This is a genomic window from Pseudomonas sp. BF-RE-22, from assembly GCF_019956155.1.
In the GTDB taxonomy this organism is placed as follows: Bacteria; Pseudomonadota; Gammaproteobacteria; order Pseudomonadales; family Pseudomonadaceae; genus Aquipseudomonas; species Aquipseudomonas migulae.
The window spans coordinates 144,193-167,879 of sequence record NZ_JAHBDD010000003.1; the positions used below are offsets into that span (position 1 = coordinate 144,193).

The 23,687-nt window shown below is 59.9% G+C and carries 26 protein-coding genes; 11 read left to right on the plus strand and 15 right to left on the minus strand.

Annotated elements, in window-relative coordinates:
* Positions 1 to 112: 112 nt before the first annotated feature.
* Both KGA82_RS02570 and KGA82_RS02575 read left to right on the plus strand, forming a co-directional pair.
* Positions 113 to 781: an ATPase gene (locus tag KGA82_RS02570; RefSeq protein ID WP_223449551.1), complete on the plus strand. Its 669-nt coding sequence runs from the start codon at positions 113 to 115 to the stop codon at positions 779 to 781.
* 121 nt (positions 782 to 902) lie between these two features.
* A complete protein-coding gene (locus KGA82_RS02575) occupies positions 903 to 1,691 on the plus strand; it encodes a DeoR/GlpR family DNA-binding transcription regulator (RefSeq protein ID WP_192229311.1) in 789 nt (262 codons plus the stop codon).
* An 18-nt stretch (positions 1,692 to 1,709) separates the two neighbouring features.
* Here KGA82_RS02575 and KGA82_RS02580 read toward each other — a convergent pair whose 3' ends face one another.
* Complete coding sequence (locus tag KGA82_RS02580) at positions 1,710 to 2,609, minus strand: bestrophin family protein (protein ID WP_223449552.1); 900 nt, start codon at positions 2,607 to 2,609, stop codon at positions 1,710 to 1,712.
* Positions 2,610 to 2,858: 249 nt separating this feature from the next.
* On the minus strand, positions 2,859 to 3,710 hold the full coding sequence (locus KGA82_RS02585; RefSeq protein ID WP_223449553.1) for a CAP domain-containing protein: 852 nt from the start codon (positions 3,708 to 3,710) through the stop codon (positions 2,859 to 2,861).
* Between the two features lie 200 nt (positions 3,711 to 3,910).
* Between KGA82_RS02585 and KGA82_RS02590 the strand changes: the two genes are divergently transcribed.
* From KGA82_RS02590 to KGA82_RS02605, 4 genes are all read left to right on the plus strand, one after another.
* Positions 3,911 to 4,531 (plus strand): cell wall hydrolase, encoded by a 621-nt coding sequence (locus KGA82_RS02590; protein WP_223449554.1) that lies wholly within the window; start codon positions 3,911 to 3,913, stop codon positions 4,529 to 4,531.
* Positions 4,532 to 4,638: 107 nt separating this feature from the next.
* Positions 4,639 to 5,574: a phosphatase gene (locus KGA82_RS02595; protein ID WP_008024127.1), complete on the plus strand. Its 936-nt coding sequence runs from the start codon at positions 4,639 to 4,641 to the stop codon at positions 5,572 to 5,574.
* A 176-nt stretch (positions 5,575 to 5,750) separates the two neighbouring features.
* Entirely contained in the window at positions 5,751 to 6,683 is a 933-nt protein-coding gene (locus KGA82_RS02600; RefSeq protein WP_008044201.1) for a GlxA family transcriptional regulator, read from the plus strand.
* Between the two features lie 193 nt (positions 6,684 to 6,876).
* A complete protein-coding gene (locus KGA82_RS02605; protein ID WP_223449555.1) occupies positions 6,877 to 7,845 on the plus strand; it encodes a nitrilase-related carbon-nitrogen hydrolase in 969 nt (322 codons plus the stop codon).
* 229 nt (positions 7,846 to 8,074) lie between these two features.
* Here KGA82_RS02605 and KGA82_RS02610 read toward each other — a convergent pair whose 3' ends face one another.
* Genes KGA82_RS02610 through KGA82_RS02625 form a run of 4 tightly spaced genes read right to left on the minus strand, consistent with a single transcriptional unit; the run spans position 8,075 to position 10,263 of the window.
* Positions 8,075 to 8,773 (minus strand): dienelactone hydrolase family protein, encoded by a 699-nt coding sequence (locus KGA82_RS02610; RefSeq protein WP_223449556.1) that lies wholly within the window; start codon positions 8,771 to 8,773, stop codon positions 8,075 to 8,077.
* A gap of 37 nt (positions 8,774 to 8,810) precedes the next feature.
* On the minus strand, positions 8,811 to 9,434 hold the full coding sequence (locus KGA82_RS02615; protein ID WP_223449557.1) for a glutathione S-transferase family protein: 624 nt from the start codon (positions 9,432 to 9,434) through the stop codon (positions 8,811 to 8,813).
* 56 nt (positions 9,435 to 9,490) lie between these two features.
* Positions 9,491 to 10,006, minus strand: a complete 516-nt coding sequence (locus KGA82_RS02620) for a DoxX family protein (RefSeq protein WP_223449558.1) — start codon at positions 10,004 to 10,006, stop codon at positions 9,491 to 9,493.
* 53 nt (positions 10,007 to 10,059) lie between these two features.
* Positions 10,060 to 10,263 carry a hypothetical protein gene (locus tag KGA82_RS02625; RefSeq protein ID WP_008043946.1) on the minus strand — a complete coding sequence of 68 codons (204 nt, stop codon included), beginning with the start codon at positions 10,261 to 10,263 and terminating at the stop codon, positions 10,060 to 10,062.
* A 377-nt stretch (positions 10,264 to 10,640) separates the two neighbouring features.
* Here KGA82_RS02625 and glsB point away from each other — a divergent pair, with 377 nt between their 5' ends.
* The 3 genes from glsB to KGA82_RS02640 all read left to right on the plus strand — a co-directional run bounded on the left by glsB (position 10,641) and on the right by KGA82_RS02640 (position 13,816).
* Complete coding sequence (glsB, locus tag KGA82_RS02630; RefSeq protein ID WP_008028142.1) at positions 10,641 to 11,549, plus strand: glutaminase B; 909 nt, start codon at positions 10,641 to 10,643, stop codon at positions 11,547 to 11,549.
* A 340-nt stretch (positions 11,550 to 11,889) separates the two neighbouring features.
* On the plus strand, positions 11,890 to 13,392 hold the full coding sequence (locus KGA82_RS02635) for an aldehyde dehydrogenase family protein (protein WP_223449559.1): 1,503 nt from the start codon (positions 11,890 to 11,892) through the stop codon (positions 13,390 to 13,392).
* 73 nt (positions 13,393 to 13,465) lie between these two features.
* Positions 13,466 to 13,816: a BON domain-containing protein gene (locus tag KGA82_RS02640; RefSeq protein WP_008043954.1), complete on the plus strand. Its 351-nt coding sequence runs from the start codon at positions 13,466 to 13,468 to the stop codon at positions 13,814 to 13,816.
* 119 nt (positions 13,817 to 13,935) lie between these two features.
* On the opposite strand, the gene KGA82_RS02645 is transcribed toward KGA82_RS02640, so the two are convergent.
* From KGA82_RS02645 to cynS, 3 genes are all read right to left on the minus strand, one after another.
* Positions 13,936 to 14,595, minus strand: a complete 660-nt coding sequence (locus KGA82_RS02645; protein ID WP_192416027.1) for a carbonic anhydrase — start codon at positions 14,593 to 14,595, stop codon at positions 13,936 to 13,938.
* A 28-nt stretch (positions 14,596 to 14,623) separates the two neighbouring features.
* Entirely contained in the window at positions 14,624 to 14,860 is a 237-nt protein-coding gene (locus KGA82_RS02650; protein ID WP_223449560.1) for a DUF2790 domain-containing protein, read from the minus strand.
* Positions 14,861 to 14,946: 86 nt separating this feature from the next.
* Complete coding sequence (cynS, locus tag KGA82_RS02655; protein WP_201112519.1) at positions 14,947 to 15,414, minus strand: cyanase; 468 nt, start codon at positions 15,412 to 15,414, stop codon at positions 14,947 to 14,949.
* A 121-nt stretch (positions 15,415 to 15,535) separates the two neighbouring features.
* Here cynS and cynR point away from each other — a divergent pair, with 121 nt between their 5' ends.
* Positions 15,536 to 16,432 carry a transcriptional regulator CynR gene (gene cynR, locus KGA82_RS02660; RefSeq protein ID WP_223449561.1) on the plus strand — a complete coding sequence of 299 codons (897 nt, stop codon included), beginning with the start codon at positions 15,536 to 15,538 and terminating at the stop codon, positions 16,430 to 16,432.
* On the opposite strand, the gene KGA82_RS02665 is transcribed toward cynR, so the two are convergent.
* The 5 genes from KGA82_RS02665 to KGA82_RS02685 form a co-directional block, all read right to left on the minus strand.
* Positions 16,418 to 16,720 (minus strand): hypothetical protein, encoded by a 303-nt coding sequence (locus tag KGA82_RS02665; protein ID WP_223449562.1) that lies wholly within the window; start codon positions 16,718 to 16,720, stop codon positions 16,418 to 16,420. The two genes, cynR and KGA82_RS02665, sit on opposite strands and share 15 nt — an antisense overlap.
* A gap of 121 nt (positions 16,721 to 16,841) precedes the next feature.
* Positions 16,842 to 17,171 (minus strand): hypothetical protein, encoded by a 330-nt coding sequence (locus KGA82_RS02670; RefSeq protein WP_008028159.1) that lies wholly within the window; start codon positions 17,169 to 17,171, stop codon positions 16,842 to 16,844.
* A gap of 521 nt (positions 17,172 to 17,692) precedes the next feature.
* A complete protein-coding gene (locus tag KGA82_RS02675; RefSeq protein WP_223449563.1) occupies positions 17,693 to 18,196 on the minus strand; it encodes a GNAT family N-acetyltransferase in 504 nt (167 codons plus the stop codon).
* 31 nt (positions 18,197 to 18,227) lie between these two features.
* Positions 18,228 to 18,857 (minus strand): glutathione S-transferase family protein, encoded by a 630-nt coding sequence (locus tag KGA82_RS02680; RefSeq protein ID WP_223449564.1) that lies wholly within the window; start codon positions 18,855 to 18,857, stop codon positions 18,228 to 18,230.
* Positions 18,858 to 18,935: 78 nt separating this feature from the next.
* Positions 18,936 to 20,885, minus strand: a complete 1,950-nt coding sequence (locus KGA82_RS02685; RefSeq protein ID WP_223449565.1) for a DNA topoisomerase III — start codon at positions 20,883 to 20,885, stop codon at positions 18,936 to 18,938.
* A gap of 348 nt (positions 20,886 to 21,233) precedes the next feature.
* On the opposite strand from KGA82_RS02685, the gene KGA82_RS02690 reads away from it, so the two are divergent.
* Positions 21,234 to 21,602, plus strand: coding sequence for a DUF427 domain-containing protein (locus tag KGA82_RS02690; RefSeq protein WP_008028168.1), 369 nt, complete (start codon positions 21,234 to 21,236; stop codon positions 21,600 to 21,602).
* A gap of 36 nt (positions 21,603 to 21,638) precedes the next feature.
* Here the strand turns inward: KGA82_RS02690 and lldD are convergent, their stop codons facing one another.
* Positions 21,639 to 22,793, minus strand: coding sequence for an FMN-dependent L-lactate dehydrogenase LldD (gene lldD / locus KGA82_RS02695; protein ID WP_223449566.1), 1,155 nt, complete (start codon positions 22,791 to 22,793; stop codon positions 21,639 to 21,641).
* Positions 22,794 to 23,687 lie beyond the last annotated feature (894 nt).

Here is a 23,687-nt window from a genome sequence, read left to right on the forward strand (position 1 = left end):
GCCGCAACCATTCGTTTGATCAATAACCATCATCAAGAATCGCAAGTTCTGTTTTTTCGCCAAGGGAGGAGGATAGCCACATACCGAATTCGCCACCGAAGGAACCTGCGTGATGAGAATCTCTACCCTGCTGGCCCTTGTCGCTGTCCTGACCGGCAGCGTTGCCGCCACCGTGCCGGCATACGCCGCCGAACAGTCCTGCCACTTCCCGCCGGTCGCCGACAGCGCCGCGATGTTGCAACACGCGCAATCAGTGGGCGTGCTCTACAGCGAAAACACTGTCAGCACCCTCGAATACCTTGAGCAGTACCACTCGGTCGCGATGAACGGCGCGAAGAACCCTGAACTGGATTCACGCATCAGCAGCGCCTTCGTCGACAGCTCCGATCCGAAACGGGCGATCAACTGGCTGATGGGGTCGTTGCAGAAAGAGTTTGCCTCGGTGACGGTCTACGACAACCTCGATGCGCTGGTGCAGGCGCACCCGGACGTGGTGGTGATGCTCGACACTTACAGCCGTCTGGTGTCCAAGCGTAACAACCAGGTTGAAGCGCGGTTCATGGCCAAATTCTACGACTCGAACCTGCAATACATCGGCAAGGCCGAGGGCTCGCGCACACAACAAATGCCTTCGGTCTGGGTGCATGGCAAAGCCGCACCGGAGATCGCCGCGCAGATCGATCAGCAAACCGCATTGCAAGTGAATGCACTGAAACAGTTCGACACCTCGTTGAAGGCGCTGGTGACCTCGGGCCATGTGGCTCAGGTCGCGATCAACTGACGCTTCACCGCAATCCTGTAGGAGCCGGCTTGCCGGCGATGGGGCCCCTGAGCCCTGCATCGATTGTGTTTGCACGAAGGTTTGGCTAATCTCGCACAAACCCGCAAACTCAGGCATAAACATGCACGACCATCACTCGGCCGCCGAACTCCCTCATCTGCGCCGGCAGAAAATCCTGCTGATCCTCGAACGTGACGGCAAGGTCATGGCCTCCGAGTTGAGTCAGCATTTCGCCGTTTCGGAAGACACCATCCGCCGCGACCTGTCAGAGTTGGCCACGGCCGGTCTGGTGCAACGCGTGCACGGCGGCGCGCTGCCTCGGCCCAAGGACACGGGCAAGGATTACTTCACGCGGGTCAGCGAAACCGATGAAGTGAAAACCCACCTCGCGCAGCTCGCCGCCAGTCGCGTGGAGAATGGCCAGATCGTGATGTTCGATTCCGGCACCACCACGCTGCAGATCGCGCGTTCGTTGCCTTCGGACATTTCCATCACCGCCATCACGACCTCGCCGATGACCGCCATCACCCTGGCCGAATACAAAGGCATCAAGGTGATTCTGGCAGGCGGGCAACTCAACCTCGCGACGATGTCGGTCAGCGGACACGAGACCCTGCGCTTGTTGCAGGGTATCAAGGCGGATGTGCTGTTCACCGGGGTTTGCGCGATTCATCCGCAAGTCGGCATCAGCTCGTTGCACTTCGATGAGGTGCCGGTGAAACAGGCGCTGCTCGACAGTGCTTCGCAGGTGATCGCCGTCACCACGGCGGACAAACTGGGCGCGGTCGAGCCGTTTGTGGTCGCGCCGTGCAACCGCATTCATACGCTGATCACCGAGCGCCATGTGGCGTCGGGCGATGTCGGGGATTATCGGAAACTGGGGATCGAGGTGGTTCAGGCACAGGCCTGAACCTGTCCCGCTGGCGTTTCAGCTCAACACGAAATCGACGGGTTCAAGGGCCGGGGGAAGTTGCGTTTCACCCAGTGCCGCGAGGATTTCGCGCTCGATGTTGCGCACCATCGCATGGGTCGGCAGATCGTTTTCGTCACGCCCGAACGGGTCCTCCAATTCATCGCCAATCGCATCCAGGCCGAAGAACGTGTAGCTGACGATGGCGGTGAAAACCGGTGTCAGCCAGCCCAGCGACTCTGCCATGGCGAAGGGCAGCAAGAGGCAGAAAAGGTAGGTCGTGCGGTGCAGCAGCAGGGTGTAGGCGAAGGGTAGAGGCGTGTGCTTGATCCGTTCGCAGGCCGCTTGCGACCGGCTCAGGCTCGCCAGGTGGTTGGCCATGATCGTGTAGCGAAACTCACTGATGGCTTCGGACTCGCCGAGTGCTGAACATTGCTCACCGACATGGTTGAGAATACGTCCGCTGATGTCCGGCGCGTTGTCGTCCGGCCTCGGCTCAAGCCACTCACCAGCCGCGTCCAGTTCGCGCTTGCCGTGCAATTTTGCGTTCAACGCGTGGGCGAACCCGCAAAGGTTGCGCAGGATGGTCTGCCGCGCGTGCGCGTCCTTGATCACTTGGGTTTCGCGGATCATCGAGCGGATCGCGACGATCATTTCGCCCCAGGCTTTACGTGCTTCGTACCAGCGGTCGTAACAGGCGTTGTTGCGAAAGCTCATGAAAATCGAGAGCGACAGGCCGAGCAAGGTGAATGGCGTCGCGTTCACTTTGGCGAAGTAGTTGGGGTGCAGGGTTTCCACGAGCACGATGATGGACGCCAGCAGCGTCACCATCAGACAACGCAGCGCAATTTTCCTGGCAATCGAGCCCTTGAGCGAAGTGAGGATGTTGATCAGATTGGGTTTGGGGCGGACGATCATGGTGCTTTGCCTGTGTCGGAGGGCGCTGTTCACGAAATGAGTGCGCGCAGGCTAGAAGCAACGGGCCGGGGCGTCCAATCACTTTAGATGACCAGTTGATTGACAGAGTCTATGACAACGCCAAACGCCGACCTGTATCTGTAGGAGCGAGCCTGCTCGCGATGGACGTTAACGATAACGCGTTGTCCTGAATGAACGCGGCGCCCTGAAGTCCATCGCGAGCAGGCTCGCTCCTACAGGAGATGCGGTTTACGGCGAACCAAACATCACTGTCCAGTAAATCCCCGAATCGCTCTTCGGGTCCACCGCATACGCCGCGCCCAGCTCGTGATACTGCGGGTTCATCAGGTTGGCGCAGTGGCCGGGGCTGGCGACCCAGCCATCGACGACCTTGCGCACACTGTCTTGCCCGGCGGCGATGTTCTCGCCGATCTGCTGGCCGCTGTAACCCGCCAGTTCTGCCCGGTCACCCGGCGTGCGACCGTCGCGGTCCTTGTGATCGAAGTAATTGTTGTTGGCCATGGATCGCGCATGCGTCTCGGCGGCTGTCGCCAGTGTGGCGTTCCAGGTCAACGGCGTGGCGGCGGCAAAGGATTGCGTGCCGCACTGACGTGGACGGCTGCGGGCGACGTTGAGTTCGGCGAGCAGCTTCTGGCCTTCCGCCTGCCAGTCGCCCAGGCGCGCACTCAACAATGGACGGGCCACCACGATGCGCCATTCACGGTCCTGGCGGCTCACGCCGATGTCGACGAATTGCGGATCGAGCACGATCTGGCAAAAGCTCTCCTGGATCGCTTTCATCGCCGCCGCCGCATCGCGCGGCCCGGACAGGCTGATCGCCTGCACGTTCTTCATCGGATAATTCGCGGCGACCATGGCCTGTTGCAGATTGCCGATGCTGGAGGCGGACAACGCCAGCCGTGGATCACCCGCCAGCGGTGGCAGTTCCGACGAGACCTGACCTGCGCACCGCTGGTTCTGGCTGCGGTAATCGTTGATTGAGTCGATCAGTTGTTTCTCGTCGGCCGCCAGTGCATTCATGGCGAACAACAGCCCCAGCGAAAACGTGGCAAGACGCAAAACGGGTGGCAGGACACGCATGGAAATCTCCCTTGTTCGGACTGCGCCCATGATGCGCGATTTCACCCCCGTGAGCGCAATGCCTTTTCACACCGAAATACAGGTTGTCGGCCGTCTGTCGAAATGAAAACGGGCAACTACAATCAAGCGATGTCGCCGGCCAGGGGCGCTCAGCGTCGACATTTTGTTGCTTGAATCCAGTCCACTCAGAAGGGGCGATCATGCGCTTGATTTGGATAGCGACCTGCTTTGCAATCACGCTACTCAGCGGCCAGGCAGCGGCGACTGAACAGGAACAAAAAAAGGAAGCGGCCGAAAACAAGGCCGAAGTGCTGGAACAGAAAGCGGCGGAGAAGGGGGCCGATGTGCCGGTGCCCAAGTCCGAAGCGATTACCACCTCCGAAGTGCAGGCGGTCGACCCGGCAGGCGCGTCGCCGCTGGACGATGCAATCACCTGCCTGGCGCGCTCCATTTATTGGGAAGCCAAGGGCAAGTCCTCCGCCGACATGGAAGCCGTGGCCAGCGTGGTGATGAATCGCCTGGGCCATGAGGGCTTTCCGGACACGGTGTGCGCGGTGGTCAAACAAGGTTCTGAAACCAAGAATTGCCAGTTTTCCTGGTGGTGTGACGGGCGTTCCGATCAGGTCCAGGAAGAAACCCAATACACGATCGCCAAGGAAATCGCGCGCAAGGCGCTCAACAAGCAGCTCAACGACCGCACCCACGGCGCGATGTATTTTCACGACCGCAACGTGAACCCCGATTGGGCCAGCAAATACATCAAGACCACCGAGACCAGCATGTTTCTCTTCTATAAGCCCAAGGGCGGAGAGGCCCATTAGCGATGTCATCTGGATGTCATCGAACCCATGTAAAAATTCTTGCAAACCGTCTTGAACGTTCAGTGGGCCTGGGTCTGCTGACAGATGAATTTGCAAGGAATACCTCAATGAAAGGAGATGCCTCCCTGTTTGCGGCCATCGACCTGGGTTCCAATGCGTTTCGCATGATGATCGGTCAGTCGGTCAAGCGGAATCAGCAACTGGTGATCCAGGAAGTGAAAACCCTGCGCGAACCGGTGCGTCTGGCGGAGGGTTTTCAGGGCGGTGCGCTGGACGAAATGGCACTGGATCGCGGATGGCAGGCACTCGCGCGATTCGGCAAAAAGTTACGCGGCTTTGAGCCCGGTCGTGTGCGGGCGGTGGCGACGAGCGCCGTGCGTGAAGCCGACAATGCCCAGTTATTCCTGGCCAGCGCTGAGCGGCATCTGGGTTTTCGCATCGACGTGATCTCCGGGCATGAAGAAGCAAGGCTGGTTTATGCCGGTGTGGCTCACACGGTTCCCGGTACGGAACGCAAACGGCTGGTGATCGACGTCGGTGGCGGCTCCACGGAATTGATCCTCGGGCAGGGCGCGCAGCCGCTGTTGACCGAGAGCATTGCCATCGGCAGCGGCACCTTTGGTGCGCGTTATTTTCAAGGAGGGCGCATCACGGCCCCGGCGCTGCTGGAAGCCGAGCGTGTCGCCACCCTGCAATTCGAGCGCGTGGCGCGCCGTTATCGCTCGCTGGGCTGGCAGCAAGTGATCGGCTCATCAGGCACCGCACGGATGCTCGCCAAAGTGCTCAAGGCCAACGGTTTGAACGACGAAGGCCAGAGCGGCATTACCTACAGCGGCCTGTTGCGCCTGTCGCTGCGCCTGCTGGAAGTGGGGCACGTCAATCAACTCAGGCTCGCGGGCCTGCAAAGTCACCGCCTGAGCATCCTGCCCGGCGGACTGGTGCTGATGCTGGCAGCGTTCAAAGTCTTCGGCGTCTCGCACATGACACCGTCCGAGCCCGGTTTGCGGTTCGGTGTGCTGCATGGGTTGATGTCGCGGCACTGAGTGCCAGCCGCGATCCCTTCCGAACTTCGCATAGTTCAACGCATCGACCACGGCCGGCGCCTCGTTGTTCGGCCAACGGCTTTCCGTTAGGTGTAGACCTGATCAGGGCGTACAGTGCAAGTTAGATGGCCTTAAAAGCTATCAAGCCTCCTTTGCGGTCATCAGGAATTGGCGTCATGCACGAGATCGGCCTCATCGTTTACCCCGAATTCCAGGTGCTGGGCCTGGCCATGTGTGCGGCGTTCGAAATGGCCAACGGCGCCGCCGACGAGCCGGTATACAGCCTCACCTTGTTGTCGGAACACGGCGGGACGGTGCAGACCTCCGCCGGCTTCGGCGTGGAGACCACCGCGTTCGATCAGCGCTCGTTCGACACGCTGCTGGTAATGGGCGACAACCTGATCCGCCCGGTTTCTTCGGGCATGGTGGCGTTTCTGCGCAGCGCCAGTCAGAGCTCTCGCCGGGTCGGCTCGATCTGCACCGGGGCCATCGCGCTGGCCGAGGCCGGTCTGCTCGATGGCCGGCGAGCGACCACGCATTGGTGCCATGCACCGGCGCTGCAGCGGGCCTACCCGAAGGTGAAGGTGGAGGAGGACCGGATCTTCATCAACGACGGCAACGTCTGGACCGCTGCGGGCATGAGTGCCTGTGTCGATCTTGCATTGGCCCTGGTGGAAAGTGACCTCGGTGCAGAAGTGGCGCGGCGGGTGGCCCGGCAATTGGTGGTGTACCACCGGCGCGCGGGCGGGCAGTCGCAGTTTTCGGTGATGCTTGAACTCGAGCCCAAGACTGACCGCATTCAAGCTGCGTTGACCTATGCCAAGCAGCATTTGAAGTCCGAGCTGTCGGTCGAGGAGCTGGCCAGTGCCGCCAACCTCAGCCCGCGACAGTTCAGTCGCGTATTCCATGCCGAAACCGGTCAGTCTCCTGCCAAGGCCATTGAAAACCTGCGGGTGGAGGCCGCGCGCCTGATGATGGAAACCGGCCGGCACGCCATCGATGTGGTGGCGACAGAGACCGGTTTTGGTGATCGCGAGCGGATGCGCCGGGCGTTTATTCGCGCCTTCGGCCAACCGCCGCAGGTCATCCAGCGTGCGAATCGAGGTTGACTTGCGTGGACCACAATTCCGAACCTCCGCGTAATCTGTAGGAGCCGGCTTGCTGGCGATGGCGATTTCAAATACGCCATCGCCAGCAAGGTATTTGCGTGGCTTAAAAGGTGGCGTATTTGGCATTTAAGACAAAATATTATTGGCGTAATCTTGATCTCGTTGAAGCCCATTCCCCACTGAGATCACCGCCATGACCATCGTCAAAGCCGCTGCCGTCCAGATCGCACCTGTGCTCTACAGCCGTGAAGGCACTGTAGAAAAGGTCGTCAACAAGATCCGTGAACTCGGCGAGAAAGGCGTGCAGTTCGCCGTTTTCCCGGAAACCATCGTTCCGTACTACCCGTACTTTTCCTTTGTGCAGGCGCCGTTCGAAATGGGTTCCGAACACTACAAATTGCTCGATCAGGCCGTCGTCGTGCCTTCCGCGACCACCGATGCCATTGGCAAAGCCGCCAAGGAAGCCAACATGGTGGTGTCCATCGGCGTCAACGAGCGCGATGGCAGTACCCTGTACAACACGCAATTGCTGTTCGATGCGGACGGCACCCTGATTCAGGCCCGTCGCAAGATTTCGCCGACCTATCATGAGCGCATGATCTGGGGCATGGGCGATGGTTCCGGCCTGCGCGCAACCGACAGCGCTGTTGGCCGCATTGGTCAACTGGCTTGCTGGGAACACTACAACCCGCTGGCGCGTTATGCCCTGATCGAGGATGGCGAACAGATTCACGCCTCGATGTACCCCGGTTCGTTCGCCGGTGAGCGGTTCACCCGCCAGATGGAAGTCAGCATCCGCATGCACGCGCTGGAATCGGCGTGTTTCGTGGTGAACTCGACGGCCTGGTTGTACCCGGAACAGCAGGCGCAAATCATGGCTGACACCGGTTGCGGCATTGGTCCGATCTCCGGTGGTTGCTACACCGCGATCATCGATCCGCAAGGTGAAGTCGTCGGCGCACTGACCGAAGGTGAAGGTGAAGTCATTGCCGACATCGACTTGTTCCAGATCGAAGTGCGCAAGCGTCAGATGGATGGGCGCGGCCACTACAGCCGTCCGGAAATCCTCAGCCTGAACATCGACCGGACACCGCATCGCCATGTGCATGAGCGCAACGCACAGCCGAAGCTGGCCGACACTGCGCAAGCGGAAGAGTTGTGATTATGGAAGTCATGACGATCAACCGGTAAACGCTTCACCTGTAGGAGCACGGCTTGCCGGCGAAGGCGTCTTTGAAATCGCCATCGCCAGCAAGCTGGCTCCTACAGGTTTTGCGTCAACCCGCGACCCCGAACACACCCGAGATCTGTAGGAGCCAGGCTTGCCGGCGAAGGCGTCAGTGAAATCGCCATCACCAGCAAGCCGGACTCCTACCCAAAGCGTGTCGGTCTTAGAGCTCCATGCCCAGGAAGATCAGCGTATTGCCATGGGCTTCAGCCGCGGCACGCTGGTTGTAGCTGTCGCGATGCGAGCAGTTGAAGCCATGCTCGGCTTCCGGGTAAACCACGATTTCAACGTTATCGTTGTTGTCGAAACGCTCGGCGATTTTCTCAACGGCTTCCAGCGGGATGTGGCTGTCCTGTTCGCCGAAGTGCATCAGCAGCGGCACTTCGATTTCGTCGGCGCGGTCCAGTTGGTTCTGGATGCCGCCGCCGTAATAGGCGATCGCCACGTCCACCAGGCCATTGGCAGCGGTGTGGTAGGAGAGCAAGCCGCCGAAGCAGTAGCCGATGGAGGCAATGCCGCCATCCAGACCCGGTTGTGCTTTCAAAGCGTCGATGGCCAGCTCGATGTCTTTCTGTGCTTTGCCGACGTCGGTGGCGTTCATCAATTCGACGGCGCGTTTCCAGCCGGCTTCGTCGTAGGTCAGTTCAATGCGCGGGCCGTTGCGCCAGAACAGGTCCGGTGCAATCACCAGGTAGCCGTCGGCGGCATATTGCTCGGCGACCGAGCGGATGTGTTCATTCACACCGAAGATCTCCTGGATCAGCACAATCCCCGGGCCTTTGCGGGTATGCGGAATCGCCAGGTAAGCGCCGAATTTACCTTCAGCGCTGTCGATCTCGATCCATTGGGTGGTCACGCTCATGGTGGCTCCTGTCTTCGCAAGTGAGTTGGGGCGTAGCTTAATGCGGCTGTGTGGCTTTGAAGCTCGTCAGCCCCTGCATCCGTTTCCACCAGCTGTTGAAGCCGTCCACGGCAAATACCTGCGGCGCATCCGGGGTCATCGCGATGTAGGCGCAACCCGGTGCCAGGTAGAAGTCGCCGATGCTCGGTTCAAGGCCGGCGATATACGGATCGGTGCCTTTAATCTTCATCAACTCGCGCAGCACTCGTTTCGAGTTCTCGATGCCTAGGCTGCGCGAATCTTCATTCTGCCCGCCAATGAAGTCGGGAAACAGATGGTAGCCGAACACCGAGACCAGCGCGCCATAACCGTAGGAATCATAAATGCCCTGGGCCATGTGCGTGCGCGCACGGTCGTGGGCGTTGTCCGGGGTGATTGACGGGCCGGGCAGGACTTCGTCCAGGTAGGCAATGATCGCACCGGTTTCGATCACCCGAAAGCCGTCGTGGTCGACGACGGGCACCTTGCCGAACGGGTGACGCACCAGATGCTCCGGCAGGTGTGGTTCCCCTTTGATCACGTTGACCTGCACCTGCTCGAAGTCCGCGTCTTTTTCCACCAGCAACATCTTCACTGTGCGCACATAAGTACTGCCGTCAAAACCGTAGAGAGTGAGACTCATGGCGATTGCTCCTGTTCTATTGGGAGTGGCAGGTACGTTATCGAAACGCCGGCGCCTCAGCGGTGGTTGCGACGCCAGAAGAAGCGAGCCAACAACGTATCGAGACTGAGCTTGCCGGCACCCGAGAGCAACAGCGGCATCAGGGCGGCGAGGTAAATCAGCGGCAGTTTGAAGTTGCCGTGGCCCTTGTTGCTGATGGAGTAACCCTGAGCAAGCTCACTCAATGTAGACCAATCGGCCGGCCAGTGGACGGCGGCCGTCGCCACAAGGGTGACCACGATCAACGCGATGGCCGAAATCCGCGTGCCAAGGCCGACGAGGATGGCGAGGGCGCAAAGCAGTTCGGCCCACATCGACAGTTCCCAGTTCAGCGTCGCCGGTATCTGGTCGAAGGGAAACGGAAAGCGATCCTGAATGTCGGCGAACCAGTTTTCGCCATTCCATTTTTCCAGACCTGACTCGAAAAATTCCCAGGCAATGAACAACCGCAGGGTCAATGGGGCGAGCCAGCTACCGGCACGGTCAAGGTTCAGGTGCAGGCCTTTCACGGCCGACGAGATTGCAGAGTTCATGGACGTGGTCTCCGTTCAGTCAGGGATGCGGGGCTCGCGGCCCCGCGCAAGGGTTACTCGCCGGCGCCGCACTTACCTTCGCCGCATTTGCCTTCAGCCGGTTTTTCCGCGGTGTCGGCGTGGGCCTGGCTGTAGCCGTGGGCCAGTTGTTTCATGCTGAACGCTTCGGACTCGGAGGCCGACGCAACGTTGGACAGGGCCAGGCCGCCGGCGATGATCAGGCCGAGGGTCAGGGAGGAAGTCGAGAGCTTGAACATGGTGATACTCCGTAGCATTGAATGAATTGAGCGCTTTGATCGGCTGAGCCAATCGACAGGCACATTTCATCAATCGGGTGTATCTGCGATGTGTCGTTGGGGTGGGGTTTTATGGACGGGGTGTGTCAAGGACGGGGCTGTACACACTCTGATACGTAACCCCCTAAATTTCCTTGGCCTACACAAATCCTTGTAGGAGCCGGCTTGCTGGCGATAGCGTCCGTTCAGGCGATAAATGTGTCGACTGACCCACCGCTATCGCCAGCAAGCCGGCTCCTACAATGGCATTCCAATTCACAACTGTGATCCGCTGCTGACCACCAGCGTCTAGCGTCAGTGTCCCCGCAATCCCTTGGGGCGAGACTTCGGAACCCGGCATGCAAGCGCTGTTGAACGAGATCCTTGACGCAGTTCGGCCCCTGATCGGTCAGGGCAAGGTGGCTGACTACATTCCTGCCCTCGGCACCGTGCCGGCCAATCAACTGGGCATCGCCGTGTATGGCAACGACGGCGAGCTGTTTTGCGCCGGTGACGCCCACACGCCGTTCTCGGTGCAGAGTATTTCCAAGGTGTTCAGCCTGGTGCAGGCCATCGAACATTCCGGCGAAGCCATCTGGCAGCGCCTGGGCCACGAGCCTTCCGGGCAGCCGTTCAACTCGCTGGTGCAGCTGGAATTCGAACGCGGGCGCCCGCGCAATCCGTTCATCAATGCCGGCGCACTGGTGATCTGCGACATCAATCAGTCGCGCTTTGCCGCACCGGCCTTGTCGATGCGCGATTTCGTCCGGCGCCTGTCGGGCAATCCGCAAGTCATGGTGGACGGCAAGGTCGCCGAATCCGAATACCAGCACCGGGCGCGCAACGCCGCCATGGCGTACCTGATGCAATCCTTCGGCAATTTTCACAACGATGTCGAAGCGGTGCTGCGCAGCTACTTCAGCCATTGCGCCTTGCGCATGAGCTGCGTGGACCTGGCGCGGGCGTTCTGCTTCCTGGCCAACGACGGCTTCTGCAAGCACAGCGGCGAACAGATCCTCAGCGGCCGCCAGACCCAGCAAGTCAATTCCATCATGGCCACCAGCGGCCTCTATGACGAGGCGGGCAACTTCGCCTATCGCGTCGGTTTGCCCGGCAAGAGCGGCGTGGGCGGCGGGATCGTCGCGGTGGTGCCGGGGCAGTTCACGGTGTGCGTCTGGTCACCGGAACTCAACGCCGCCGGTAACTCACTGGCGGGCATGGCCGCGCTGGAACTGCTGAGCCAGCGGATTGGCTGGTCGGTGTTCTGATAGCGCGGGGTTGTGGCCGGCGCGACTACCGCCACAGCCGCCGAGGCGGCCTGAAAGCCGACCTGTTTCTCAGTTGTCCGCGTTCTCCTTCACTACTGCGACCGCTCATTTTGGATATGTCCACCGATTCCCTGTAGGAGCCGGCTTGCTGGCGATGGCGTCTGTCCAGCCAATACACACGTTGACTGATCCACCGCTATCGCCAGCAAGCCGGCTCCTACAGGGGATCTGCGTACGGTTTCGCAATCGAACGAAATGCGCTGGATGGCCACCGGTTAATGACGCTCCAGAAATTTTGCTATACATTTTCTGACCGCCCATTGCATGGTGAAACCGCTTCATGTCTCTTGCGCTCGAACGTCTAGTCGCTGGCACGCCAATCCCTTTCGCTGGTAACCGCGTCACTGTGGTCAGCCCCGAACTGGCCTTGCGCTTTCAGCCCGGGGACCACCTGTTGGTGGAGCAGGTCAGCGGCGAGTTGTTGCTGATTCCCGTAGCAGACCAGAAAGCAGCAGCGGTCGCGATTGAGCGGGCTGAAGCGGCGTTTACGGCAATGTCCGCCGTTTCCGATCAGGCGATCAGTGCGTTTTTCGACCTTTTTGCCCAACGCCTGGAAAACCAGGACTGCTGGGACTTGATCGAAGCGGCCAACCGGGCCGACATCGAATGGGCCAAGTCGCGTGGACGCTCCACCACACGGTTGCTGGCCGATGAGCGCATGCGTCGTGACATGATCGCGGGCCTCAGGGCCTGGCGCGATGCGTCTGCCTCGCGCGGCAAAGTGATCAGTTGCGTCGAGCATGACGGCTGGAAAGTCGAGCAGGTGGTTTCGCCGTTGGGCATCGTCGCCTTCGTCTTCGAGGGCCGGCCGAATGTTTTCGCCGACGCCGCTGGCGTGTTGCGCACCGGCAACACCGCGGTGCTGCGCATTGGCAGCGATGCCTTGGGCACGGCGCAAGCCATTGTCACCCACGCGTTGAATCCGGCATTGAGTGAGGCCGGTTTGCCGGTGGGCGCAGTGTCGCTGGTGGAAAGTGTCAATCACGCCGCCGGTTGGGCGATGTTCGCCGACCGTCGCCTGTCGTTGGCGGTGGCCCGTGGCTCGGGGCGTGCGGTCAGTCAGCTGGGCAGCATCGCGCAACAGGTCGGCACTGCCGTCAGCCTGCATGGCACCGGTGGCGCCTGGCTGGTCGCCGATAAGGACGCCGACGCCAAGCGTTTTGCCGCCGTCGTGCGCAATTCCCTGGACCGTAAAGTCTGCAACACCCTGAACGTCTGCCTGATCCACCGCGATCGCGCCGCCGAACTGGTGCCGCTGTTTCTGGACGCCTTGGAAAAAGCCGGCAGCGCCCGGGAAGAGGGCTGCAAGTTGCACATCGTCGAGGGCAGCGAAACGTATTTGCCTGGCCGTTGGCGGACTGCAACCGTCGAGGTCTACCGCCCTGACGGCTACCAGACCGAAGCGTTGGCCGAACCACTGCCCGAAGACCAGTTGGGCCACGAGTGGGAATGGGAAGAAACCCCGGAAGTCAGCCTGAAGATCGTCGACGACCTGGGCCAGGCCATCGCCTTGTTCAATCGCTACAGCCCGCAATTCACCGTGTCGTTGATCAGTGAAGATGCCGAGGCGCATGAGCGCTTCTACAACGCAGTCAACGCACCTTTTGTCGGCAACGGGATTACCCGTTGGGTTGACGGGCAGTACGCGCTGAATAAACCGGAACTGGGGCTTTCGAACTGGGAGAGTGGTCGCCTGTTCGCTCGCAGCGCGATTCTCTCGGGCGACGGTGTGTTCACGATCCGTAGTCGCATGACGCAGATCGATCTGTCAGTCAAACGCTGAGAACCCGACCTCAAGCGCAGACCGCACTATAATTAAGGGTGTCTGCGACTGCGTCTTGAGACAGGGGTCCGCCATGAAACTTCAATCCTTCGATCATTACTCTCATAAGCTGGAATTGGCCGCGCACGACGCGTGGCTGACAGCCCGGGTGAAGTCGGCCTTGGCGTTGGCCGATCCGACCCTTGGCCTGCAAGTCCATGTCAAAACCCTCGCGGGAATGGTGATGTTGAGCGGTCGCGTCAACACGCATAAGCAATGTGAGCAGGCTGTTGCGCTGGCTCGCACGGTCAGTGGTGTCAATGAAATCGATGCCAGGGAATTGCTGACTCACGTGTTCACGCCTGGAAGCTTCCCAACACCGCCTAACGCCGAGGAAAACCCGGAGATCCGGCCATCCTCGTCAGCCAAACCGGAAGACAAATAAAGCGGGGTGCAGCGCTTCCGTGAATCGGGCGCGCTGCATTTTCACTTCGCAGCTATTGAGCGCGGATGCTGATTGGCTGCACGGTGCCAGCTGAGGGCGATGGCCCTCTGGTGCGCGGATCAAGCCGCTTCAACCGCTTTGCCGTAAACGGCGCACGTGGTTGGGTGTTCGACCAGCGACACGAACGTGCGGCTGTTGGCATCCAGTGCATCGATCGACCCGGTTTCGATGTCGTAGACCCAGCCATGCAGGTTCAGCAGGCCTTTTTCCTGAGCCAGTCGCACGCTCGGGTGCGTCTGAATGTTCGCCAGTTGCGCGATCACGTTTTCCCGCACCATTGAACTTACTTTCGCCGCGTCGCTGGCATGAGGCCGGGATTCGTTGATGACCTTCGCCGATTCCGCATGTTGCAACCAGCCGCTGACGGCGGGCAGGTGATCCATGCATTTGCAGCTGGCGACGGCTGTCATCGCGCCACAATCCGAATGGCCGCAAATCACGATGTCGGTGACGCCCAGTACGGCCACCGCGTATTCGACCGTGGCCGATACACCGCCCGGATGCGGGCTGTAGGAGGGCACGATATTGCCGGCGTTACGGATCACGAACAGTTCGCCGGGTTCTTGCTGGGTCAGCAGTTCCGGTACGACACGGCTGTCGGAACAGGTGATGAACAGCGTGCCGGGGTGTTGCGTGGTGGCCAGGTGTTTGAACAGGTCGGTCCGTTGTGGGAAGGCTTCTGTCTGGAACTTCAAAAAACCGTCGATGAGCGCTTTCATGGGGAATTTCCTTTCAAATGATGGGGGATCAGTTCGAGCAGCCGGTGCCAAACACGCCGTAGTCCAGAATGTGGGTGGCGCCTGTGGAGTCCTGGTATGTCATTTCCACGGGAACGACCCCGCATTCATCGGCAATCGGCGTGATGCTCACGACATGCGCGATGTCCAGTTTCATGCCGTACTCGTACGCGACGGCCGTTTCTTCTGCGTGAACCTGGGCAGACATGCCCGCTAACAACGACAGCACCAACAGAATTTTTTTCATGGGGCATCCTCCAGGCCAATGTGGTGAACAAAGAAACAAGTGGGGTTCTGGAACTGGCCCGCACTTGAGTGCGGGCCGGGATCAAGTCAGAAAGGACGCAGTGGCAGGAACTTGCCGTCGAGGGTGATCACGGCGCGGGAGCCGCCTTCCGGGTCTTCGACTTTTTTCATGTCGAGCTTGAAGTTGATCGCGCTGATGATGCCGTCGCCGAACTGTTCATGAACCAGGGCTTTGAGCGTGGTGCCGTAGATCTGGATCATTTCGTAGAAGCGGTAGATGGTCGGGTCGGTCGGCACACCAGAGAGGCTGCCGCGCAGTGGAATGATTTGCAGGCGGGCCACGGCGTCGGCGTCCAGGTCGAGTTTCTCGCCAATCACTTTGGCGGCGCTTTCCGGCAGTGGGTGCTGACCGAGCAGGGCGGCGGTGACGTAGGCCAAGCCGAGGCCTGTGCCGTCGGTCAGGTCCTGCCACGACAGGTTTTTACGCGCCTTGGCATCGAGGATCGAAGTGGTCAGGGCCAGGCTCGGGTCGTTGTAAGCGTGGGACTGTTGCATGGTGAATCTCCTATCGGGTTGAGTACTGCTTGGGTGTGAAGCAATCTTCTGTCGATTGATTCATAGCGTCCAAGACCGATATACAATGCATTGCATAAGTCCTGCCTATAGGTTGATCCCGATGTTGCTCCGACATTTGCGCTACTTGCTGGCGGTCGCCGACCACGGCGGCTTCACCCGTGCTGCCGAGGCATTGCACGTGTCCCAACCGACCTTGTCGCAACAGATCCGCCAATTGGAGGAAACCCTCGGCGTGAGCCTGTTCGACCGCACCTCGCGCACGGTCAAGCCGACCGATGCGGGTGAGGCCTACATCGAGTGCGCTCGGCGGGTGCTGGTGGAACTGGAGGCGGGTAAACGGGCGTTGCATGACGTGAAGGACTTGTCCCGGGGGACGTTGCGATTGGCGATGACGCCGACGTTCATGGCGTATCTGGTCGGGCCATTGGTACGCGACTACGTGGCGCGCTATCCGAACATTCACCTGGAGATTTTCGAGTTGTCGATGGACGACATTGAGGCCGGGCTGCTGGATGACTCACTGGACATCGCCATTGCATTTGATCAGGTCAGGAATGCCGACATCGAGTCGATTCCGGCGTTTACCGAGACGCTGGGCCTGATGGTCGGGCGGGATCATCCGTTGTACGAAAGCCGGGTCCCGTTATCCGCTGAAGCGGTGGCTCAGCTGGAGTTCGCCCTGTTGGCCACGGACTTCGTCACCCGAACCCGAATCGATGAGTATTTCGCTGAGCAGCAGATCACGCCAAAAGTGGCCATCGAGGTGAACTCGGTCAGCACCTTGCTGGAAGTCATTCGCCACACGGCGATTGCCACCATCCTTCCGGAACCCATCGCCACTCAGGACCGCGCGTTACGCAGGATCCCGTTGCTGGGGGAGGCGCCCAAGCGCGGGGCCGCGCTGCTGCGGCGTAAAAACAACTACCACAGCGCGGCGTCGGTGGCCTTCATGGAACTGTTGCTGGGAACCGTTGAGGCGACGTCAGTCATCCACTGACTGGCACACGCCGTTGGAGGCCTTGCCGGTGGAGGTCACGGCGACCGAATCGTCATCGGCGAGGACAATTGACAGGGTGATGCCGGAGCCTTTGGCTTCGAAGCGGCGCTCACTGATGATTTTGGTGTCTGCTTCCTTGCCGTTGATCATGACCGGCCCATCCTGATCCGCCTGCACGAGAAACTTGCCGGGGCACTCCACCGCGAATGACGGGACACCGTCGACGCTGTTTGCCTGAGCAACACTTGTCAGAACCAGCAACAGCGGGAATATCAGCTTGTTTTTCATCGCAAGTCTCCAGTGACCAACAGCGGATACGCTTAACAATAGCTTTGTTTGGCAAACCGGAGACAAACAAAAAGGCCCCGCTCGTTTATTCGAGCGGGGCCTTTTTTATTGCGATGGTTTATCAGTAGAACCGATCAATCACCCGAACTTCATTCTGGTTCTGCATCGAGTCCCAGGCCTGCTTCAGCGTTTGCAGGACATTGCCGATGAAGTCTTTGTCGGCTGCAGCTTTCTTGCCGACATAACCCTGGCCGCGACGGTACATTTTCAGTCGGGCCAACAGGTTCTGGTTGTTCTGGTCGAACTCGGCTTCATGGGCATGCGGCGACAGGCAATCGATATGAACCTGGCCCGATTTGCTGATCCACAGAATGTGGCTGTCGTGGCTGTCTTTTTGCGCAGCGAACATACGAGCCAGTTCATCGATAGTAGGTTGATTGTTCAGATTCATAATATGCCCCTTGACCATTTGGTGATCTTTCAAAGTTGATTCGCTAATACAAGTAGCCCATCGGTTAGTTGATCCCTGGCACCGAAACCAGGACGTCAGCGTTCGGCCGTCTAAAGTGACGGGGTTCCGCGTCTGTTGCATGTAGTCGTGTTGAATAACTGCTACGCAATAGCGTCACAACGAAGAGAAGCAGCGAATACCTTCAGGCCACTGCCGACGTTTTCAGGGTCGGCCACAAGCTTCATGAGGATTGATCGCCAGCGCTTCTCGTCCTTGTACTGGACGTTCGGGCCAGGTCAGCTTCTTCAATCTGCCTTGTGGGCAGCGTGTATCCGGGAAAAACAGCTCGGCGGTCAGACGAGCTTGCTCAAACATGTTGCTGTACTCCCGATCGGGGAGATGTCTGCATCATGCAAGGGCAAATCGGAGGCGTCAACGGTTTTGTAGTGATTATTTTCAGTCACTACATATTGTCGGACAAAGCTGTTTGGAATTAGAAAGCAGCAGGTTGAAAGCGCCCCTCAGGACGAGGGCAGCGAGCTTTGGAAGCGGTAAAAGGTGCAGGGATAACCGTCCACTGGCTGCTGATGCAGGGAGAACGCGTCACCCGTGAGGTCTGGCATCACACGGGCCCAGAACTGTCGTGCAGGCGGGTTGGCGTCGATGTGGAAAATCTGCCATTGCCCGGGCAGCTGGCTCAAGAGGGTAGATATGACAAACGTCGCGACTCCTTGGCCACGAAAGCGTCGGCTGACAAAAAGGTAGCCGATGTTGTACTGGGCGCCAGGCAGGTGGGTGTTGTCATCCACGGTCACAAAACCGGCCAGCTCCCCGTCGACCTTGATCAGGAACGGGCGGGTTGCGGGGTTGCGCCAGTAGTCCTGTTGCGGCTGGATGCGGAAGAAGCCATGCCCGCCGAGTTTGAGCGGCAGCCACTCACTGAGGTCGTACATATAGAACTGCATCAGGTTTTCGAGCGTTTCCAGTTCGTCGCGCTGAGCGGCGTGCAGTTCTATCGAGGGCATGCGGGCTGGCTCCTGTTCAGAGCGGAATCAATCAGTGAGGCGCGAAGTCGTATTTTCCGCCTTTCTTCAGTGCGGCTTGATAGGCCGGGCGCCCCTGGAAGCGCTCGACCCAGGCCGCTACATGAGGGTAGTCGCCGAGCTTGCCTTGGGCGCGGGCGATTTCGCCTATAAAACTCATCTGGATATCGGCTGCGCTGAGTTCCTTGCCCAACAGGTAATCGGACTGGCTCAGCGCCGTGTTCAGATAGCCGAGGTAGTTGGCCACTTCCGAGTTGATCCGTGGATGCAGCGGTGCGCCGGCTTCACCGAGACGTCCGACATACAGGTTCAACATCAGCGGCAACATGGCCGAGCCTTCGGCAAAATGCAGCCACTGCACGTATTCATCGTAGGCCGGGGTGGACGGATCGGGTTGCAGGCGCCCCTCGCCATGGCGACGAATCAGGTAGTCGATGATTGCGGCGGACTCAATCAGTTTCTGCGTGCCGTCTTCGATGACCGGCGATTTGCCCAAGGCGTTGATCGCTTTCAGTTCCGGCGGGGCCAGGTTGGTTTTCGGATCGCGCTGATAGAGCTTCAGTTCGTAAGGGATGGCCAGTTCTTCCAGTAGCCACAGAATGCGCTGGGAGCGGGAGTTGTTCAGGTGGTGCACGATAATCATGGTCGATGCCTTTTCAGGAAACAGGGCTGTAGCCGGGCTTGAAGAACACTAGACCATCGCTGTCCATTTGAAGTGCCATCAAGCTTTACCCGGCGTTTTTGCTGCACGTTTGACGCCGGTCGATGGCTTGCGTTTGGCCGGCTTGCGTTTGTTTTTCCAGGGTGTAGCACCTCGCCCGGCAGGGCTTGCGGGCCCGCTGATAGTCAGGCTCAGGCCGGAGCAGCGGGCAACTTGCTTGCTCATCCACGCCGCTTGTTTGGTGACGAATTCTTCCAGGCTCATTTCGCCGCTCTGCACCATGTCCAGCGCCTGCTCCCAGATCGCTGTGGTGCCCGGGTCGGCAATCGCGCGTGGCACGGCGTCGATCAGGCTGAACGCCGCCGGGGTGGCGGCCAGGGCCTTGCCGTTCTTGATCAGATAACCACGGTCGAGCAGCCCCTGAATGATCGAGGCGCGGGTGGCCTCGGTGCCGATCCCGGTGGTGTCCTTGAGTTTCTGTTTCAGCAGTGGATCCTCCACCAGCTTGGCGACGTTCTTCATCGCCTTGATCAAATCACCCTCGGTAAACGGTTTGGGCGGCTGCGTCCAAAGGTCCTTGAGCTTCACTTCGGCCACCGCGCAATCACGGCCTTCGCTCAATGTCGGCAGTGTTTGCGGCGCCGGTACTTCGCGGCCCTTGGCCGGAGCAAGGGCCTCGGGCAGGGCGCGTTTCCAGCCGGGTTCGACGATCTGCTTGCCGACCGCGCGCAAGGCTTCACCGGCACAGTCGAAGTCGGCCTGGGTCCGGTCGTATTCATGGTTGGGCAGAAACTGCGCCAGATACCGCGCGCGGATCAGCGTGTAGACCGCTCGCTGCTTGCCCACCAGTCGATCCAGGTTCTTTGCCGCAGCCGTGGGGATGATGCCGTGGTGAGCGCTGACCTTGGCGTCATTCCAGGCCCGTGAGCGCCGTTGCGGTTCAAGGTAGTCCTGCAAGGCGTTCAGCGTCGGATCTGCTTGCCGCAGGGCGGCGAGAATTCCGGGCGCTTCACTGTGTTGACTCACCGGCAGGTAACCGCAGTCGCTGCGAGGGTAGGTGATGACTTTATGGGTTTCGTAGAGTGCCTGGGCGATGTCGAGGGTTTCCTGAGCGCCAAGCCCGAGTTTCTTCGAACAGACTTCCTGCAAGGTGCCCAGATCGAACGGCAACGGCGCCACTTCGCGCATGCGCTCGGTACGCAGTTTGATCACCCGGGCGCTCGCCGCGTTGCCAATTGCCGCCGCTGCCTTTTGTGCGAGTGCTTGATTGAGGCAGCGATCCTGGTCGTCGCAAACGTCGGACGGTGCACGCCACTGTGCAGTGAACGCGGTGCCATCGTGCAGCAGCTGCACGTCGATGGCCCAGTAAGCCACGGGGACGAAATCGGCGATGCTGCGGTCGCGGTCCACCACCAGACGCAGGGTCGGCGTTTGCACTCGACCGACCGGCAATACGCCCTGATAACCGGACTGGCGCCCCAGCAGCGTGAACAACCGGCTCATGTTCATGCCGATCAGCCAGTCGGCCCGTGAACGGCCCAATGCCGAATGATAAAGGCTGAAGGTCTCCGCCCCCGGCTTCAGCGCGGCCAATGCCTTGCGGATTGACGCATCGTCCAGTGCCGACAGCCACAACCGCTGGATCGGCCCGCGATAACGGCAATGCTCCACCAGTTCCCGGGCGATCATTTCGCCCTCACGGTCGGCGTCGGTGGCGATCACCAATTCATCGGCCTCGCCGAGCAAGCGTTTGACGGCCTTGTACTGACTGGCGGTGCGCGGTTTGACGGTCATTTTCCATTTGTCCGGAATGATCGGCAGATCCGCCAGCACCCAGCGCTTGTAGCGTGCGTCGTAGGCATCCGGTGGCGCGGTTTCCAGCAGATGGCCGATGCACCAGGTCACCGTGACGTCCGTTCCCAGCCAGCAGCCGTCGCCGCGACGCCGGGCGCCGAGCACGGCCGCAATGTCTTTGGCCTGGGAAGGTTTTTCACAGAGGTACAACCGCATAACCACCATCGTTCATCAATTGCCGGGAGGTGCACAGAATGGCGGCTGATGAGCGATGGAGCAATCTTTATCTGTATGGATGTACAGCTCGTGCGTTTCGAGTCATTGCAACGAACGGCATCTCGCTTCTGCATTTGACGTTATCCGCCTCTGCGCTTGTGCCGGTCCTGCGACGGATAGCTTCAGCGCCCCGTTCGGCTGTGAAGCCGTCACGCTGATGAAATCTGGGTTATACCTGACAAAGCTGTGTTCTCAAGTTTTGGGGCACTGTGCGACCCATTGCGGGCAAGTCGGATTGCCGCATCGCACGCTCCCACAGGTTTTTCACCGTCCCGAGGAACGCATTTCATGAAAAGCTCCGGTCCTAGCCCTGTCATTACCATCGCCGAGCAGCCCGGCTGTCTGTTGGTGAAGTTTCACGGCATTCAGGTGGCTGCGTCGGCGCGCGCGCTGGTGCTGCTGGAGGCCAATTACCCTCCGGTGTACTACGTGCCCCGGGAGGATATCGACGAGAAGTATTTTGCCCGCACCGACCACACGAGTTACTGCCCCTACAAGGGCGATGCGAGCTATTTCAGCCTGCAGGTCCCGGGGCATGAGGGCGCGAATGCGGCGTGGAGTTATGAAGATCCCAAGGTGTCGGTAGAACAGATTCGGGGCTACATTGCGTTCTATCCCGATCAGGTGAAGTTCGAGATTCTCAAAGACGTCGAGTGATTGAAAACGCCCTGCATTGACAGGGCGTTTTTACGATCAAGCGTTCAGTTCACGAACCGCCTGCACCAGCGTCGACTCATCGATCTGAGCAATCGAGGTCACTCCGGTCAACGTCATGGCCACGCGCATCTCTTTGGCGAAAATATCCAGCATGTTTTCCACCCCGCGTTGACCATCGGCGGCCAGGGCATAGGCCATGGATCGCCCCAGCAATACACCTTTCGCGCCCAGGGCCAGCATCCGCACGACATCGAGCCCCGAGCGGATCCCCGAGTCGACCAGCACCGTCAGATCATTCCCCACCGCTTTTACGATGGGCGGCAATGCCTTGGCGGTGGAAAGCACGCCGTCCAGCTGCCGTCCGCCGTGGTTCGATACCACAATGCCGTCCGCGCCAAAGCTGACGGCGTCTCGCGCGTCCTGAGGATCGAGAATGCCCTTGATGATCATCGGGCCTTTCCAGAAGTCACGAATCCACTCCAGATCGCTCCAGCTGATCGACGGGTCGAAGTTGTTCGCCAGCCAGCCCATGTAGTCTTCGAGCGTGACGGCTTTGCCAAGGTACTTCGAGATGTTGCCCAGATCGTGCGGGCGTCCCATGACGCCGACGTTGAAGGCCCAGTCGGGTCGGGTCATCGCCTGAAGTATTCGCCGCGATGACGCAAACGGTCCGGACATGCCCGAGTGCGCATCCCGGTATCGGGCACCGGGCGTGGGCATGTCGACGGTAAACACCAGGTTCTTCACCCCGGCAGCCTTGGCCCGTTCCAGGGCGTTTTTCATGAAGCCCCGGTCTTTCAGCACGTACAGCTGGAACCAGATGGATTGTTGGCTTTGCGCCACCACTTCCTCGATCGAACACACCGAGACCGTCGACAGGCACAGGGGAATGCCTTTGTTTTGCGCCGCTTTCACGGCTTGTACTTCGCCTCGACGGGCGAACATGCCTGTCAGGCCTACCGGCGCCAGGATGATCGGCATTGCGAGGGACTGGTCGAAGAGGGTGGTTTGCAGGCTCAGGGTTTCGACGTTTTTCAGAATGCGCTGACGCAGGCTGATGCCCGTCAGGTCGGCGCTGTTGGCCCTCAGTGTGTGCTCCGCATAAGCGCCTCCATCGATGTAATCGAACAAGAACCGGGGGAGTTTGCGGCGGGCTGCCTCGCGATAGTCGGATGCGGATGAAATGATCATGGTGCCTCGGTCGGGTGAGTGGCGGGGCGATGGGTGCTTTGAGCCAGAGTAGCGAAAACGGCTCGTGTTTGCGGTAATTCTGTTTTTCGCGGTGTTGGGTGTTTGGGTTTTTTGGGGGGGACATATCTGTTATTGGGGTAACGGCGGCTATTGGTTTCGCCCTTACGGCGAGTCACTTGGAGAAGCGCCAAGTAACCAAGCGCTTTTGCCCCTTTCGTTCGGTGCCTCGCCTAGGCTCGGCATGCCCTCGCTCCGGTCCTGCTCCGTGGGCCTGCCGCGATCGGCCATCCTTGGCCGTGCGCGGCTAACCCGGCATCCATGCCGGGTTGCCCACTGCGCAGAACCTGCGCTCGGCCTCTCGAGGGGGCGACTACCGCCACAGCCGCCGAGGCGGCCTGAAAGCCGACCTGGCTCTTTGGTCGTGTGCACACTCCCACATCATGGTGGCTGCACTAATGTTGGATGTTTGCACATTCCCTTGTAGGAGCCGGCTTGCTGGCGATGGCGTCCTTTTAGGCGACAGATGTGTCGACTGATCCACCGCTATCGCCAGCAAGCCGGCTCCTACAGTTGATCGTATTTATCCAAATGCATATGCATTTCCCTTGTAGGAGCCAGCTTGCTGGCGATGGACGCCAACGATAACTCGGGCTGTCTGAATGAACGCGTTGTCCGGTCGTTTTTCGCGGGCGAGCCTCGCTCCTACAGGGAATCGCGTTTGCTTTTGATTTTCACCACTCATCAGGCCGAGCGTTAGCTCGCCTTCAGCTTTTGATCTGAGCGCCCCCTCGAGAGGCCGAGTGGAGGTTCTGCGCAGTGGGCAACCCGGCATGGATGCCGGGTTAGCCGCGCACGGCCAAGGATGGCCGATCGCGGCGGGCCCACGGAGCAGGA